This is a genomic window from Methanocella sp. MCL-LM (assembly GCF_049676595.1).
Classification (GTDB): Archaea; Halobacteriota; Methanocellia; order Methanocellales; family Methanocellaceae; genus Methanocella_A.
The window spans coordinates 769784-786368 of the sequence record NZ_CP187259.1; the positions used below are offsets into that span (position 1 = coordinate 769784).

The following is a 16585-nucleotide window of genomic DNA, read 5'->3' on the forward strand; positions in this document are numbered from 1 at the left end:
AAAGGTGTTGAGGTAGTGTCAAATGAAAGACCGGGCGAGCGAAGCCTGTGGCAGAGCTTCTTCGAGCATTGGTAAATGCGTAGTTCTGGCTGTCCTGTTCATTATCGTGATATGCTCAGTGATACCTGTCCCGGTGCTTGCTTACACCGAGGATATGTTCGAGCTGTGGGTGGGAAGTAACCCGCCCATCCTCGTGCAGAACCAGAGCTACTTCACCAACACCCGACAGACCCTGTTTCATACTGCCGATAACGTGGCTACCGATACGGAAGCCTTCACTCTGGGCGGCACCCCCGGGGGCGGCATCGCCCTGGCGCAGACGGCAGCCGGCACGGTGCTGGGGAGCCAGACCGGCTTTTATACTTCCACCGCCACCTCCGACCTGATCCTGCCGACCCACATCGGGATGGGCTTTATGGGTACGGTTATCGGGGACCCCTTTGTTACGGGCACCTTCTTCGGCTCCGGCATGATCTACCCCCAGATGATTCCGTTTAATAGCTTACTGCCGCCCACTTCTCCCGTCAGCGTAGGGGCGGTGCCGGACAAAACGGCTTCTCCGAACGGCACCCAGGGCAACAAATCCCGGAGCACCATCGCCTTCGAGCCCGTCATCAAAAACAGCCTGAACGCCAGCATGGGGTACGTAAACAATAGCGATGCTGCAGGGACGTCGAATGTTTCATCCGCTAACGCCTCTAAGCAGAACGCCTCTTCCCGTAGTACCGGCGTCAAGCCCGCCGCCACACCCACTCCTGACATCATCAAGCCTGGCGAACCGCTTTACCACCAGCAGAACAAGCCGTTTTCGGCCCAGCTGTCCTGGCCGTCGGGCCCGTCGAAGGCCCAGCGGAGCAAGGTCCAGAACATGACCGGGTTCGAGCGCTTCCTCATGAACACGGTGGCCCGGAGCACTACCGACAAGGCTTTCACGGGTGTGACCTCCTATCCGACATACATCACGCCTCTCAACGCACTGGTTCCGTTTACGCAGTTCGAGTTCATCAACGACGCGATGAAGATGACCCTGCCGGGCACCCAGCTGATGAACCGGGCGTGGCCGCTGTGATCGACAGCGGCTGTCGCCGGACTTAACCATTTTTATAAAGCCGCCAGATATTTAGCGGTCACCTTCGATATAACTAAATTATGTCGCCCAGTACTGCCGCCCGGAAAAGGAAACCTAAGGTACCGCCATTCAGCGAAGCCGTCAGATTCCACGGGCACGTGTGCCCGAAGATCGTGCTCGGGTACCGCGTGGCTAAGCGGGCCATGGAAGAGCTGGGCTTCGACAGGACTACGGACGAGGAGATCGTCGCGATCACGCTGAACGATACCTGCGCCGTCGACGCCATCCAGGCGGTCACCGGCTGCACGCTCGGCAAAGGCAGCCTCATCTTCAAAGACTGCGGCAAGATGGCCTTCGTCTTCATCAACCGGGACACGGGAAAGGCGGTGAGAATCTCCGAGGCCCCGGGCTTCGAGGTGAGCAAAATAGACCCATTATACTACGAGCTGCGAGGCAAGGTCATCCGGGGAGAGGCGACCGAGGAAGAGGCCGCCGAAGTGAAGCGCAGGTCTGCCGTGGTGTACGACATGATGCTCCACATGCCAGATGAAGAGCTCCTCGTGGTAAAGCAGGTAGAGCCCGAAGTGCCGGAGCGGGCCAGGCTGTTCACCAGCGTCAGGTGCGAGGCCTGCGGGGAAAAGATGGCAGAATCCCGGGCCCGGCTCAAGGATGGCAAAATCGTCTGCCTCGAGTGCTTCGACGAGTACGGCCGGGGCTGGTAGCGGCAGAATGAGTATCTCTGCTCGGCGAGATAACCAGTCGGTCACAGCGCAGCGATCGTTTTCCATCCCGGGCTCGCTGGCAATGGCCGAGCGCTCCGGGCTTACAACTTTAGAGATATTTATCGGATTACTCCTAGGGCACGTCCCAGTAGAGCGCGACCAGGGACTTCTTGTTCCAGCTGTCGCAGTAGCCTCCGGAGGAGATCGACTGCATGTAGGCCGCGATCCTGGCTCTCTTCTCCTCGTCGATCTCCATGAAGTTCCCGAAGAACTTCGCATAGTACTCGGTCAGCTGCTCGACTGTCATCCGCTCGCCTGACCTGTAGTCGAAGAACCGGACGTTCGGCTTGCGGCCCATGCTCACCAGCAGGTTGAAGGGATACGCTATGTTGAACTCCTTCCTGCCCTTCTCGACGCCCGCCAGTATCCTCCACAGGTCGTGCCTGGTCCGGGACTGCTCTTCCGTTCCCGTCGTGACGTAGCAGCAGCTGCGCGAGGAAAACGCCTCCATCTTAAGAAACTCGCCGGGGCCGGTGACCGCCGGAGAGAGGGCGGTGAAGACCAGATCGTATTTCTCCGGCTCGCGGTAATCGCTCCACGCCGACTGTACGGGCCTAATGTTACCTATCCGTCTCTCGCAGGCTTCCTTCACCAGCTCGGCCAGCATCCTGCCAGAGATATCGAGGGCTGTCGCTTCTTGAGCCATGGGAGCAAACTGGAGCGTATATGTGCCCGGGCCGCAGGCGATGTCCAGGACACGGTCCCCTTCCCGAAAAACTCCCTCCCTGCGCAGGTACTCTACAATGCCCGCGTAGACTCGCTCTTCCGCCTTCACCCTCGCCAGGTAGGCCGCAGCTTCGCCATCCCAGAAGGCCAGCCACTTGTCCTCGTCAGGCTGCGACTTGTCCATCAGCGAGCCCTGCTGCGCTGCGTTCCAGAGCGCCTTCCAGTCCAGATTGAGCATGTCTGTCATCCTCGGAGTAATGATGCCTGTCATACAGGCGTTGCCTGTGAGAATGATAAGGCTTCCCCCCGTTTCCATGCGTGCCCATACCCTGAAACTGTTTATAAAAAAAGGAGGCGGGTAGCAGCCCGCCATAATTATACAGAAGTCTACTGGTGTACTTTGTGGAACTTCTGTTTCTTAATTGGTATACTCTGATTTCCCCAGCTTCGGGTCGAAGAAGCTGTCTTCCTCCGTGCGGATCGCGTGGGAGAAGAGGGCCAGCGGTATTTCCATCGGGCAGCACTCCTCGCACTGCCCGCAGTTGATGCAGGAGTCCGAGATGTGCGCGAGGCGGCGGAGGTGGAACATCGGATCGACCGGGAGGGTACCCCTGCGGACCATGATGGACGGCTTTTTCAGCCTGTCTGCGGCCGGGAAACATACCGGGCACTTGTCTATGCAGGCATAGCACTTCGTGCACCGCGAGGTCTCCTTGTCCAGGTCTCTCCAGAGGTGGGGAGCGAGCATGCTGAAGTCCCTCATGCGCCACTTGTCCGCGAGCTTGTGCATGGAGCCCTCGATCTTGGCCCTGATCTCGATGCCCTTGGGGTTGGCCGGCTCCACGGAGATCTTCTTCGCGGCGACCGCCTTTGTCACCAGGTCGGCACCTTTGTCGCTGCAGACCTCGACGAAGGTGGCCTTGCATGCCTTGTCGCCGATGACGCCCCAGTTACCGCAGGCGATGTCTGCCTGGCGGGGGATCTTCACCTTGCACCGGCGGCAGTTGGTCCTGCGACCGTAGCCGGTATCCTCCAGCTCGTCCATGGACACTCCCTTATGGTTTCCGTCGGCCGTCTGGATGATGAACTGGCCCTTGTCGATCTCTTCCTTCACGACCGAATCCGGGCTGACGCCGTACTTTTCGGCGATCATCTTCCGGGCCGGCACCGGGCTGACCGATCCGCCGCAGTTCACGCCGATCATGAGGACGTTGTCCAGGTTGACCTGCCCCCGCTTCGCGAGCTCGAGCAGGCCCATCATGTCGCAGCCCTTGACGACGATGCCTACCTTCTTTTCCTTCATCGATGGCACGTAGCTGTTGATCAGCTTTGAGAGGAGGACAGTTCCGCAGTGGAGCGATCCCGCCGTCTGGTCGATCTCTGCCGGGTCGGTGACGAGTGCCGGTACGGCATCGTACAGGTCGACACCCTTCTTCACGGCGAGGACCGCTTCGACAGCCTTGCTCTCCAGCGCAAACTTGAGCAGCCCCGAGACTGCACCGCCGCACTCCGCTTTCTTCGTGAGGCCGAGGTCGGTGGTCCAGGCGTAGAGCATTTCACCTTTCTTAACCATTTAGTTCACCCCCGTGAGCTTCTGAATCTTAACCGCACAGTGCTTCAGCTCCGGCATCTTGGACATCGGGTCCAGCGCCGTGTTGGTGAGGTTGTTGACGGAGCCCGTGCCGAAGTGCATGGTCATGTAGAGCACGCCCGGCGCGATGCCGTCGGTCAGACGGGCCAGGCTCTCCACTTCGCCACGCCGGCTGAGCAGCTTGATCTTTTCTCCTTCCTTGATGTTCAGCCTCCTGGCGTCCTGGGTGTTGATCTGTACGTAGGCCTCGGGCACTTCGTAGTCCAGCACCTGGCAGCGCCCGGTCTGGGTCCTGCTGTGGTAGTGGAAGATCAGCCTGCCGGTCATCAGGGTGAACGGGAAGGCTCCGTCGGCCACCTCTGCCGGCGGGCGGTACTCTAAGCCGAAGAACGTGCCCAGGCCGTCTGCGGAGGAGAACTTGTCCTTGTGCAGGATCGGGGTACCCGGGTGGTCGAGCGCCGGGCAGGGCCAGTGGATCGACTCGGGCTTCTCCATCCTGGCGTAGGAGGCTCCGAACATGTTCGGCGTGCAGGCCCGCATGTCGTCCCAGACGTCCTGGGCGGACTTGAAGTCGAAGCCCTTGAGGCCCATCTTCTGCGCCAGCATGACGAAGATTTCCCAGTCGGCCCTGGCTTCTCCGGGCGGCTCTACGGCCTTGCGGACGCGGTTAATGCGCCGCTCGCCGCTGGTGAAGGTGCCGTCCTTTTCCGCAAATGAAGCGCCGGGCAGCACGACGTCGGCGTACTTGCAGCTCTCGGTCCAGAAGATGTCCTGGATGACGAGGAAGTCCAGCTTCTCCAGCTGCTTCATGACGAGGTTGGAGTCCGGATACGTAACGACCGGGTTCAGGCCGAGGATGTACATGGATTTGATCTGCTCGCCGCACTGTTTGATCTGCTCGATCAAGGTCGCACCGTACCAGTCCGGCAGTCCGGTGACACCCCAGGCCTTCTCCATCTTCGCCCGGTTGTCCGCCACCTCGCACTTCTGGTAGCCGGAGTAGACGTTCGGGTATGCGCCCATGTCGCAGGCGCCCTGGACGTTGTTCTGGCCCCTGAGCGGGTTGACGCCGACGCCCGGCCTGCCGATGTTGCCGCAGAGCATGGATAGATTCCCCAGCGACCGCACGTTGTCCGTGCCGGTGGTCAGCTCGGTGATGCCGAGGCAGTAGATGATGACGGCGTTCTTAGCCGATGCGTACTTGAGAGCGAACTCCTTGACCTTCTCGGTGGGCACGCCCGTGATGTGCTCCACGTTGGCGTAGTTCTCGACCGTCTTCTTGAGGTCCTCGAAGCCCTTGGTCCGCTTCTCGATGAACTCCTTGCTCTGCTTGCCCTCTTTGATGATCCAGTACATCATGGAGTTGATCAGCGCGATGTGGGTGGACGGGTTGAACTGAATCCACTCGTCTCCAAGCCTCGCGGTGGGGGAATACCTCGGGTCGACCACGATGACGGGGATGCCCTTCTTCTTCGCCTGCACTATGCGCCTGGCTGCCAGCGGGTGTGCCTCGACGGCGTTCGATCCCCACATGACGATCATGTCGGAGTTCAGGACGTCTTCGAACGGGTTCGTGGCTGCGCCAGAGCCGAACGAGAGCGAGAGCCCTGCTACTGACGGGCCATGGCAGATGCGGGCGCAGTTATCGATGTTGTTGGTCTTGAAGGCGACCCTCGCCCACTTCTGCATGATGTAGCAGTCTTCATTCGGGGTGCGGCAGGAAACCTGGAAGCCCATCGATTTCGGGCCGAACTTCTCGGAGGTCTCCTTGAACTTCGCGGCGATGAGGCCCAGGGCCTCGTCCCACGAGGCTTCCTCAAACTTGCCGTTCTTCTTGATCAGCGGCTTCGTCAGCCGGTCGGGGCTCTGGACGAACTCCCAGCAGGTCGCCCCCTTGGGACAGAGCTTGCCTTCGTTCACCGGACTGCGCTTGTAGGGCTCGACGCCTACCAGCTTTCCGTCGCTGACGACCAGATTCAGGCCGCAGCCTACACCGCAGTAGGGGCAGGTAGTCGGCACGTACTTTAGCTTTGCTTGACTCACTTATTCATCCTCCTAGTCAGTTACGTTCGGCAAACCGGATACCGCCGTTTTTCACATACCGCCAATCTGTATTCGAGTTCCGTCCGCGCTGATCTGCCGAAAAGCGGAGGTTAAAAAAGTGTTGAAAGAGCGCTATATATAAGCGTTACTGGTTATTGTTACTTTTTTTTAGTTGGTAACTAATATATGTTGCATAATCCTTTCCGTAACCGTAAATACTATTTGTTCCAGCCGTGCGCGCAATATATAGACGGTTATCTCATTTCTGGTACTTCAGCCGCTTCAGGCCGACTGCAGCTTCTTGCAGATCGGGCTTCAGCTCCAGTGCTCTGGCGTACTGAGCAACCGCCCTGTCGCTGTCCCCGGCGGCTTCCAGCAGCTTTCCCATCCTGTTATGGTAGAATGGCCACCCGGGCCTGAGCCTCATGGCTTCCCCGGTAGCGGCGATGGCTTCAGGCACCCGGCCCGCTTTATAGTAAGCGTCACCGAGGCCGAAGTGCGCACAGGGGTCGTCCGGAGTAAGACAGATCAATGATTGGTACTCCGCTATCGCCTCTTCGAGCCTGTCCTCGTCGGCAAGCATATCCGCAAGATCTTTCTTCACTTCGGCGTTATCTGGATCTGTCTCCAGGATTTTCCGGTAACCCTCTACTGTCATCTCGCTGTCTTCCATGTACATCCCTCATCCAAACAGGTTATCTACAAACTGGCCCTGCCCCTGCTTTAAAATGTCCCCCGGTTTACCCGAGAGCACGACCTGCCCCCGGTCCATCACGCAGGCCTTATCCCCGAGCGCCAGCGCGTCGCACAGGCTGTGTAAGACCACCACAGTCGTGATCTTATCTTTCCTCAGCCTCACCTGCAGGCTATCCCGGACCATGGCGTGCGTCCTGGCGTCGAGCGCGCTCAGGGGCTCGTCCATCAGGAGCACCGTCGGCCTGATCACCAGGCTCCTGGCGAGTGCCACCTTCTGCTTCTGGCCGCCAGAGAGCTTCGCCGCCTTGACATCTTTCAGCTCCCACATGCCGACCGGCTCCAGCTCCTCCCTGACCTTGTGCCGGACTTTGTCCTCAGGTGTCTTTCTCGTCCGCAGCCCGAAGGCTACGTTGTCGAAGACGCTCATGTGCGGGAACAGCGCGTAGTTCTGGAATACGTAGCCGACGTGGCGCCGCTCCGGCGGGACGTCGATGCCCTCTTCTGACGAGAACATCTTCTTCCCGTCAGCCTCGATGTTGCCGTAGTCGGGAGTCATGAGGCCCGCCACCAGGTTGAGCACGGTGGTCTTGCCGGAGCCGTTGTTGCCCATGAGCACCAGAGTCTCTCCGCTTTCGGCGGTGAGTTTCACGTCCAGGGTGAAGTCTCTCAGCTTCCGGTTCGCGTCAATTCTGATCATGGATGAGCCTCCTTCTGGTGAGGATCTTAACGGCCGCAATGACCGCGAACGAGATAATCACCAGGATGATAGACAGGACCAGGGAAGCGTCCAGATCCCCCTGCATGGCCGTGTAGATGGCCAGCGGCATGGTCTGGGTAACCCCCTGGAAGTTGCCGGCGAACATGATCGTGGCGCCGAACTCGCCCAGCGCCCTGGCCCAGGTCATGATCGCCCCGGAGATCAGGCCGTTCAGGGCGATCGGCACCGTGACTAAAACGAACGTGCGGAGCGGCGTTGCGCCGAGCGTTCTCGCCGCGTGCTCGTACGACCGGTCCACGTCCTCGAAGCTGGTCCGGGCCTGCCTGATGTAGAACGGCGAGGCTACGAAGACCTGGGCCATGATCACGGCAACGGTAGTGAACGCGATGGTGACGTCGAACAAGTTCAGGTATTGCCCCAGCACGCCTCTCCTGCCGAACGCCATGAGCAGGGCGATGCCCGCCACTGCCGGCGGTATCACGACGGGGAGATCGATGATCGTGTCGATCAGCTCCTTGCCCGGATACCTGTACCTGGCGTTGACGAAGGCCACCGGTGTGCCGAAGATGATGACGATCAGCATCGTGACCACCGAGGTGATGATGCTCAGCCTGAGCGCGTCCAGGACGAACGGGGCGTCCAGCGACCGCAGGAACGAGTCTGGAGAAGTCTTGATAAACAGCGAAAGGATAGGCAGCGCGATGAAGAGCACTATCAGGCCGAAAAATAAAATGACGAGAAGAGCCGGCAGACTGTACAATTTCCCTACTCTTCTCATGTTGTCACCGTGTACGTGTCTCTAAACTGGGGTAAACCCATACTTCTGGAGGATCGCCTTGCCATCGTCAGACTTTACGTAGTTGACGAAGGCCTTAGCATCCTCCTGGTTCTTCGATTCGCCGACCACGCCGATCGGGTACACTGCGATGACGTTCAGGCTGTCCGGGATCGTGACAACCGTGACCTTGGCCCTGTACTCCGCGGGCACGTCCGATACGTACACGAAGCCTGCGTCAGCCTCGCCCAGCGCTACCTTGGAGACGACGTAGTTGACCGTGGTCTCCTCGGATACTACGTTAGCCTTCACCTTGGTCCTGAAGTCAGGGCCGTACGTGGAGTTGTTGGCTGCCTTATCCAGGATCTGGAGGGTGTAGCTGCCCACCGGCACGTCCTTGTTGCCGATCACGATTTTCACGCCGGGCTTCGCCAGATCAGACATAGTACTGATATCTGCCGGATTTTCCCGGGGCACTATGACGGCAAGCTTGTTGTTTGCAAAGTTAACCACTGTCGAGTTGTTCATCAGGCTCTGGTTCTTCAGGGCGTTCATGTGCGAGGTGCTGGCGGAGGCGAACACGTCTGCGGTAGCGCCCTGCTCGATCTGGGTTCTCAGCGCCTGGCTGCCGTCGAAGTTGTAGACGACATTGACGTCCTGGTGAGTGGCTTCGAAGCTCGCTTCCGTCTCGTTGAATGCGTCCTTGAGCGATGCGGCCGCGAAGACCGTCAGATCAGTTTTCTGGACCGGCGCCTGAGTCGGCGCTACTGTCGGCGTCGCAGTATGAGCCGTCGGTGCCGGGGTTGTGCATCCGGCTACTAGTATGGCTATCAACAATGCTATCAGTATGATGATTGATGCAATATATACTGGTTTCCTATTGGTCATTGAGTCACCTTTTACTTAATTTAGCTCTTCATATTTAACATTTGTTAAACAATACTTAAAAGTTTAACAATATGTTTAAACGAATATTAACCGGATACCCTGTACCGCAGAATCCCTGTATAAGCTAAACCCGAAGCTGGAGGGAGGGCGGATAGCCCTCCCGCTCCCGGTTCTTCTGTGGCAGCTCAGCAGTTTCTGACGACCCTGACCTTAAACTCGCTTTTGCCCAGCTTCTCTGTTTCGACGGCAAGGCCTGCTCTCAGCGCCTCAGCTTCTATCCACGGGGGCACGTGGCTGCAGACGACGGCCAGCGACTTGAAGTTCCCCGCGAGCACGAACTGGAGGAGGACCTGCTTACTGCTGACGCCGGCATTTTTCTCCTGCATCGCCTTGATGGAGATGAAATAGTGGCCGGGGGAGGTCTCCTCTGGCACAGGGATGGCAGCGGGGGCCTCTGGCTCTACGGCGAGGTTTTCTCGCTCCTCATCCTGCCATACCTGGTCCAGAAATTCCTCCGGTCTGCCGGTAATTTCCCACACGCTGCAGCCGCCCTTTTCCAGCTCGAAGTACGGGACTCCCGTGGCCGAGCGGGTGACGATGATCTTACAGCCGGCCAGGAACTGCAGCATATCGCTCATGCCCAGGCGGAGCTCTCGCATTCCCCGGGCGTGGCCGATGGAAAATTGCTTTTCCCGATCGATCTCCCAGGAGCCATTGGCCCGCCGGTAGACGACGACTTTTCCAGGATCGCTCAGCGATGCGCTGGTGCCTTCGGCGTCCAGAAATACTGCGACTTCCTTGACCATTTCTCCCCCTGTCTAAAATGCCAGGCGTTCCACTACTTTGCCACCTTCGATGTGCGATTCTATGATCTCTGTCACGTCATCAGACGTGACCGACTTATACCATACGTTATCCGGGTACACGACTACTATCGGCCCCTTCTCGCAGATGCCGAAGCAGCCGGTATTGTTGACGAATACTTCGCCCCCAAGCTCGCGCATCTCGATCTCTTCCATGAACTTCTGCAAGACTTCTACGCCAGCTTTAGAGTGGCAGAAGCCCTTCTGCTGGCCTGTGTGTCTGGAACTTGTACAAATGAATACGTGTCTGGATGGTTTCTGCATGTTACTGGTCTCCTTCGATTGAAATATGATCCAGCAGCTGTTCTCTTTTCAGCTGCCTGTACGAGGCATATTTCTGCTCTAGCAGCGCGTTCGTGAACCTGTCCAGGAACGCCAGCGTGCCGGCGTAGCCTGCCGACAGGATCCGTTGTCCGCCGATCCGGTCGTGGATCGGGAAGCCCATCCTCACCACCGGGATGCCCCGCCGCTCGGTCAGGTACTTCCCGCCCGAGTGGCCGATGGCAATGTTGGCGGCAGTTGATACTGCCGCAGATTCTATGGCCGTGAAGTCGGTCTCTTCCAGAAGCACAGATTTTCTGTCTGCTTCCGCCAGCAGCAGCCTTAGCCGGGCGGTTAGCTGGCTGCTGCTGGTGCCGGTGGCGACGACTGCGGGATAAGCCCCGTTTTCGGCACATACGCTGGCAAAGGCGTAGACCAGCTCGGGTTCGCCGTAGATGACCGGCCTGCCTTCGGCGTTGTATTTGTGGGCGTCGGCCATGGCGTCGAGCAGCCAGCCTCTCTCTATGACCAGTGTATCCGGTACAGGCAGGCCTGTGAGCTGCCCGAGCGCCTCAGTGAACCGGTCGGTGTTCTCCAGGCCGATCGGCAGCGGCAAATTGATCAATGGTACACCGTACTCCTGCTGCAAGTACCGTCCAGGCGACAGCTCCTCCGGGCACGTGGTGCCGAACTGGATGGTGGCCTTTGCGCCTGTCATCCGGGCGATGTCCGCAGTGCGGGTCCCTCCCGGGGCAATTTTGGTGTACTGCCCCCCATACGGGCGGTCCAGTGTCATGGAATAATCGGGCAGCAGCGTGTACTCGATGCCTGTCAGGTCCAGGATGCGCTTGATCTCCCGGATATCTGCAGGGCTGATGTGGGGGATGATCACGTTTACGCCATCGTGCTTCCCGCCAGGCCGGGCATAGTACTCGACGATCGCCCTTGTCGCTGCCCAGAACCCTTCTGACTGGCTGCCGGCGTAGCTGGGAGTGTTCACAGGTATAATGTCCACGCCTTTCAGGTTCCGCCCCTCCACGTACCCCTTGATCATCCGCTGCATGTCCTCGCCGATCGTCTCCGCGAGACAGGTGGTCACCACTCCGAGGACTTTCGGCTGGTATATCCTGAGGACGTTGTCCAGGGCTTTGCGCAGGTTTCCCTCGCCGCCGTGGATCGTCTGCTTCTCGTTGAGCGACGAGGAAGCGATATCGATCGGCTCGTTGTAGTGCTCCACGCTGGCCAGCCGCATGTAGGTGCTGCAGCCCTGGGAGCCGTGGACCAGAGGCATGGCGCCTTCCACGCCTTTGAACGCTAGCACCCCGCCCAGCGGCATGCACATCTGGCACTGGTTCTCGTTGACCATCCTGGCTTTGTCGGTCATAAGCGTACCTCCTGGGGCGCCTTTAGGTGTTTCCAGACGGGCGAGCAAGCCGTCGTATATACCTCTCTGGCGAAGTTGACGGCTCCCTCGAACCCGGCCAGGCATTCTTTCCTGTCGTGGTTGTGGTCGATGAACCCGACGCCGAGCTTGTAGGCGAGCACTCTCTCCTTGACGCCGCCGGCCATGACGTCGACCTGCATCTCCCGGAGGAACTTCTCGATCTCCGCCGGGTTGGCGTCGTCGACGAGGATGGCGCCGTCCGAGAGGAGGCTGCTGAGGTTCTCGTACTCCTCCTTCTTGCCGGTCTGGGTGCCGGTGACGACGATCTCCACGCCGAGCTCTTTGAGCTGACGGATGAGGGCCGCTGCCTTATAGGCTCCTCCCACGTAGATCGCGGCTCTTTTGCCCGCAAGTTTTTCCTTATACTTCAGAAGGACCGGCCTGATACGGGCGGTCTCCCTCTCGATCAGCGCCTCAGTCCGGCGTCTGATCTCTTCATCGCCGTAAAAGGCGGCAATCTTGCGCAGCGACTCGGCGGTGTTCTCCGCGCCGAAGAAGTTCACGTCCAGGTACGGGATGCCGTACACCTTCTCCAGCTGGCTGGCTACATAGTGCATGGACCCGGTGCACTGCACCAGGTTCAGGCACGCTCCCGGCGCCTGCTTCAGGGCGGCCACGGTCGAATCACCGGTGAAAGCAACGTTGATCTCGATACCCATCTCCTGCAGGTACCTTTTAACGACCCACATTTCGCCTCCGAGGTTGTACTCCCCGAGGAAGTTCAGCTTCTTTGTCGGCTCTATAACCTGGCCTTCCGTGGGCTTGATCAGCTTCATCAGGGCTTCGGCGGCCGCGCGGTAGCCGACCACTTTATTGCCCGACTTGAAGCCGCTCGACTCCACCGGTATGACGTCGATGCCGTGGCGGAGGGCCGCCTCTTTGCAGACGGAGATGAGGTCGTCGCCTATAACTCCGACGACGCACGTGGAATAGACGAATACTGCCGGAGGATTGTACTTAGCCACGATCTCGTCGATGCAGGCCGCCAGCTTCTGCTCGCCCCCGAAGATGATGTCTCTCTCCTTCATGTCGGTCGAGAAGCTGTTCCTGTACATCTCGGAGCCACTGGACAGGCTTCCCCTGATGTCCCACGTATATGTGGCGCAGCCGATGGGCCCGTGCACCAGGTGGACCGCGTCCGTCACGGGGTTCAGGACTACCCTTGCCCCGCAGTAGACGCAGGCCCGCTGGCTGACGGCGCCTGCGAGGCTGTCGCTGGTGCAGCTGATATGGCCCTTGTTCTTACCTTTTGTCTGGATAGAGTCCTGGCGTTCCTCGATCAGCGCGTTCGTAGACACTGTACAGTCCGTGTTCAAGTTTCATATCCTCCTCGTAAAAGGGAGCTGATTACAGAATCAGCTCATAGTCCTCGTCTTTCGCGTCTCTGTCCCTTCTCTCCAGCAGGGCGTTGCTGATCAGCTCGATCAGGCGCAGGCAGCCCCGGTAGCCCACGATGGGCATCAGGTAGTGCACTGCTCTGTCAAAGATCGGGAACCCGACTCTCACCAGGGGCACGTCCTCCGCCCGGGCGATGTATTTGCAGTGGGTGTTGCCGATCAGCAGGTCGATCGGGTTCTCCTTGATCCACTTGTGCAGCTCGAACAGGTCTCCCTCTGCTTTTACTATGGACTCCTTGATGCCCGCCTGCTCCAACATGGCCCGCACTTCCGTCTCAAACTTCCCGCCCGGCGTTCCGGTCATGACATAGACGGGGATCATGCCCATGGCCAGCAGGAACTCTGTCAACGGTATTACTATGTCGGGGTCGCCGACGACTGCCACTTTCTTCCCCTGGTAGTGGAAGTGGGTGTCGATCAGGGTGTCGACGACCTGGCCACGCTCTACGGTCAGCGAATGGGGCACAGTGAGGCCGAACTCTTTCCTCAGGGCCATGATGAAGTCATCTGTAGCCTTCAGGCCGATCGGAATGTGCAGCGGCACGCAGGGGACACCGCATTTCTCCTGCAGCTCTGCCCCGGCGGCGTCCGACGACCAGGAGCCCAGCGCCAGCGTCAGCTTCGAGTTGCCCGAGTCCCGGATCTCGGCCACCGTGGCGCCGCCTTCGGGGTACATCTCGTACTTTCTGGTCAGCGGCGTGTCTACTACGTCCGACGTATCCGGGAACATGATCATGTCTACGCCGAGGTCTGCGACCAGGCGCCGGATTTCCCGCATGTCGCCGGGGTTGACCCAGCCTGGCAGGATGTTGACCCTGTTCTTCTTCGCCTGGCCGTCTGCCTCTGCGAGGTAGGTGACCATCGCCTTCGTCATGTTCGAGAACCCGGTGATGTGGGACCCGGCATAGCTGGGGGTGTTGGCGTGGATGACGATCTTCCCTTCGGGCACTTCAGCCTGCTTGATGATAGTCGGGATGTCGTCGCCGATCGTTTCGCTGAGACAGGTGGTGTGGACCGCCATGATCTCGGGGTTGTAGATCTTGAACACGTTCTTGATCGAGGTCTTCAGGTTGGCGCCGCCGCCGAAGACCGAGGCTCCTTCGGTGAAAGAGCTCGATGAGGCGAGGATGGGGTCGCGGAAGTGCCTGGTCAGGCCCATCCGGTGGTAAGCGCAGCAGCCCTGGGAGCCGTGGCTGTGGGGTAAACATCCGTGAATACCCAGCGCGGCATACATGGCGCCGATGGGCTGGCAGGTTTTGGCGGGGTTGATCTTCCCTGCCGTGTGCTCTACTTTTCTGGTGGGGATACACTCAAGCATGTCTTTCACTCCGTTGTCTGCTCTTCCCACGGGGCCGTAACCAGCTTCCACGCCGGCGTCGACACCGCGTTCGCTACCTCTTTCGCGAAGGTCATCGCACCGTTGAAGCCCGCGTACGGGCCGGTGTAGTCGTACGAGTGCAGCTGTCTCGACGGGACGCCGAGCTTGTGGGCGATGTACTTGTCCCTGACACCCGTCAGTATCAAGTCCGGCTTCAGCTCCCGGACGAGCTTTTCGAACTCGTGGTGGTTGATGTCGTCGATGATGACCTCGCCTTCCTTCATGGACGGGTTCATGCCCTCGTAGTGGCTGAGAGGGACCTTTTTCTTCAGCTCCTCGAACTGCTCTTTCGACATGTTCAGGTAGACGTTCGCTTCCTGGTAGAGCTCCTTGTCCGGCTCGAGGTGCAGCTCCGGGATGTTCTTGGAGTCGGCGTCGCTCTTGATCGTGGGGATGACCTGCCGGCCCTCGTAGTCGTCCCGGTGGGCGAACTCGTACCCGGCCACGATCATCTCCATGCCTAAATCCCTCAACAGGTACTGGTAGTGGTGGCTCCTCGAGCCTCCGACGAACCCGAAGGCGGTCTTGCCCTGGAGCAGCTTCCGGTAGTGCTCCATGACGGGCTCAACGATCGCCAGTTCTCTGGCGATGACTTCCTCGGTCTTCTGGATCAGCGCCTCGTCACCGAAGCACCGGGCCATCTCCCGCAGGGACTTCGCGGTCGCATCCACTCCGATGAAGTTGATCTTCAGCCACGGCATGCCGTACTTAGTCTCCATCATCTCCGCGATGTAGTTTATGGATCGGTGGCACTGGACCAGGTTCAGGTCCGCGAGGTGCAGGTTCCTGATGTCTACGTAGCTGCTGTCTCCGGTCAGCACGCAGTTCACGGTGTAGCCGATCTCTTCCAGTATGCGCTCCAGTTCCCAGCCGTCGCCTCCGATGTTGTACTCTCCGAGCAGGTTGACGACGTAGCTCCCCGGCTTGCGCTGGGTGCCTTTGCCGATCACGTGCTCCATGAGGTTGTTGTTGGCTATGTGGTGGCCGGCCGACTGGCTGACGCCTTTGTAGCCTTCGCAGTTGAACGCCAGTACCTGGACGCCGTGGCGCTCCTGGGCTGCCCTGGCTACGGCGCCGATGTCGTCGCCTATCAATCCTATCGGGCAGGTGGCGCTGATGGAGATGGCCCTCGGGTGGAACATCTCGACCACTTCGTCGATCATCTTCGCCAGCTTCTTCTCTCCGCCGAACACGATGTCCGGCTCCTGCATGTCCGTGGTGAAGCAGAGGGTGGAGTAGATGTTCTCCCTGGGCGTGGTGTCGTCCGCCCTCGCCTTGTTCCTCCGGGTGCCCCACGAGTAGTACGCGCAGCCGACCGGGCCGTGGACGATGTGGATCATGTCCTTGATCGGCCCGACCACCACGCCTTTACAGCCCGCAAAGCAGCAGCCCCGCTGGGAGATGATACCCGGAATAGTCCTGGTGTTGGCCTCGATCTGCTGGCAGGCCTGGCCGGCTTCGCCGGCTACGTCAGTGTTCTTGATCAGGAGATGTTTCTTCCTGTTCTTCTTCACGATCTCCGGGTAAGTCGCCAGCATGTCCTCGAGTTTCTTGTCTGTGATAGCCATTTTCTATCCTCCCCTTACCAGATGGCCGCCTCGCCCGCCTCGCCGGTGCGGACTCTTACCGCATCGTGCATGGGCATGACGATGATCTTGCCGTCTCCAACTTTGCAGTCGGTCCTGTTCGCCTGCATGATGGCCTCCACGATCCTGGGCACGTCCTCGTCGTGCGCCAGCACGGTGAACAGCCGCCTCGGAAAGAGGCGGGTGCCGTCCAGGAAGTCGGTGACCAGCTTCTCGGTGGCCCCGGCCTCAGTCACGTCGTCGAAGCTCAGGGACATGAGCTGGGCCTTCCGCTTCTCGATGAGCGCCGGGTCGGTCACCAGCTTGCCTCGGCCCTCGACCTTCACCGCGGTGAAGCCGGCTACGCCTGCCTCGATCAGCGCTTTCTTGGTCGCGCCCGTCTTGTTCATCCGCACGATTGCCATGATCTCTTTCATCGCAGCATCCCC

The 16585-nt window shown here is 59.5% G+C and carries 16 protein-coding genes; 2 read left to right on the plus strand and 14 right to left on the minus strand.

Annotation, left to right across the window (positions count from 1 at the left end; all coding sequences use genetic code 11):
- Window positions 1–22 precede the first annotated feature (22 nt).
- Window positions 23–1069, plus strand: a complete 1047-nt coding sequence (locus ACPLPM_RS03865) for a hypothetical protein (RefSeq protein ID WP_424358927.1) — start codon at window positions 23–25, stop codon at window positions 1067–1069.
- 80 nt (window positions 1070–1149) lie between these two features.
- The gene (locus tag ACPLPM_RS03870; RefSeq protein ID WP_424358928.1) at window positions 1150–1791 is read left to right on the plus strand and encodes an FmdE family protein; all 642 of its coding nucleotides are present in this window, start codon (window positions 1150–1152) and stop codon (window positions 1789–1791) included.
- Window positions 1792–1924: 133 nt separating this feature from the next.
- Here the strand turns inward: ACPLPM_RS03870 and ACPLPM_RS03875 are convergent, their stop codons facing one another.
- The 14 genes from ACPLPM_RS03875 to ACPLPM_RS03940 all read right to left on the minus strand — a co-directional run bounded on the left by ACPLPM_RS03875 (window position 1925) and on the right by ACPLPM_RS03940 (window position 16573).
- Window positions 1925–2833, minus strand: coding sequence for a class I SAM-dependent methyltransferase (locus tag ACPLPM_RS03875; protein WP_424358929.1), 909 nt, complete (start codon window positions 2831–2833; stop codon window positions 1925–1927).
- 102 nt (window positions 2834–2935) lie between these two features.
- Window positions 2936–4090, minus strand: a complete 1155-nt coding sequence (locus ACPLPM_RS03880) for a Coenzyme F420 hydrogenase/dehydrogenase, beta subunit C-terminal domain (RefSeq protein WP_424358930.1) — start codon at window positions 4088–4090, stop codon at window positions 2936–2938.
- Window positions 4091–6151 (minus strand): formate dehydrogenase subunit alpha, encoded by a 2061-nt coding sequence (gene fdhF, locus ACPLPM_RS03885; RefSeq protein ID WP_424358931.1) that lies wholly within the window; start codon window positions 6149–6151, stop codon window positions 4091–4093. It abuts the gene before it with no gap.
- 259 nt (window positions 6152–6410) lie between these two features.
- Window positions 6411–6824, minus strand: coding sequence for a tetratricopeptide repeat protein (locus tag ACPLPM_RS03890; RefSeq protein ID WP_424358932.1), 414 nt, complete (start codon window positions 6822–6824; stop codon window positions 6411–6413).
- 9 nt (window positions 6825–6833) lie between these two features.
- Entirely contained in the window at window positions 6834–7544 is a 711-nt protein-coding gene (locus ACPLPM_RS03895; RefSeq protein ID WP_424358933.1) for an ABC transporter ATP-binding protein, read from the minus strand.
- A complete protein-coding gene (locus tag ACPLPM_RS03900; protein ID WP_424358934.1) occupies window positions 7531–8343 on the minus strand; it encodes an ABC transporter permease in 813 nt (270 codons plus the stop codon). Before ACPLPM_RS03900 ends, ACPLPM_RS03895 begins: the two co-directional genes overlap by 14 nt.
- A gap of 21 nt (window positions 8344–8364) precedes the next feature.
- Window positions 8365–9228, minus strand: a complete 864-nt coding sequence (gene modA, locus ACPLPM_RS03905) for a molybdate ABC transporter substrate-binding protein (protein WP_424358935.1) — start codon at window positions 9226–9228, stop codon at window positions 8365–8367.
- 185 nt (window positions 9229–9413) lie between these two features.
- Window positions 9414–10034, minus strand: coding sequence for a Fe-only nitrogenase accessory AnfO family protein (locus tag ACPLPM_RS03910; RefSeq protein WP_424358936.1), 621 nt, complete (start codon window positions 10032–10034; stop codon window positions 9414–9416).
- A gap of 12 nt (window positions 10035–10046) precedes the next feature.
- Window positions 10047–10355 (minus strand): 2Fe-2S ferredoxin, encoded by a 309-nt coding sequence (locus ACPLPM_RS03915; protein WP_424358937.1) that lies wholly within the window; start codon window positions 10353–10355, stop codon window positions 10047–10049.
- Between the two features lies 1 nt (window position 10356).
- Window positions 10357–11736, minus strand: a complete 1380-nt coding sequence (locus ACPLPM_RS03920) for a nitrogenase component 1 (RefSeq protein WP_424358938.1) — start codon at window positions 11734–11736, stop codon at window positions 10357–10359.
- A complete protein-coding gene (gene nifE, locus ACPLPM_RS03925; RefSeq protein WP_424358939.1) occupies window positions 11733–13112 on the minus strand; it encodes a nitrogenase iron-molybdenum cofactor biosynthesis protein NifE in 1380 nt (459 codons plus the stop codon). Before nifE ends, ACPLPM_RS03920 begins: the two co-directional genes overlap by 4 nt.
- A 31-nt stretch (window positions 13113–13143) precedes the next feature.
- On the minus strand, window positions 13144–14511 hold the full coding sequence (locus ACPLPM_RS03930) for a nitrogenase component 1 (protein ID WP_424358940.1): 1368 nt from the start codon (window positions 14509–14511) through the stop codon (window positions 13144–13146).
- A gap of 5 nt (window positions 14512–14516) precedes the next feature.
- The gene (gene nifD / locus ACPLPM_RS03935; RefSeq protein ID WP_424358941.1) at window positions 14517–16139 is read right to left on the minus strand and encodes a nitrogenase molybdenum-iron protein alpha chain; all 1623 of its coding nucleotides are present in this window, start codon (window positions 16137–16139) and stop codon (window positions 14517–14519) included.
- A 14-nt stretch (window positions 16140–16153) separates the two neighbouring features.
- Window positions 16154–16573, minus strand: a complete 420-nt coding sequence (locus tag ACPLPM_RS03940) for a P-II family nitrogen regulator (protein ID WP_424358942.1) — start codon at window positions 16571–16573, stop codon at window positions 16154–16156.
- Window positions 16574–16585 lie beyond the last annotated feature (12 nt).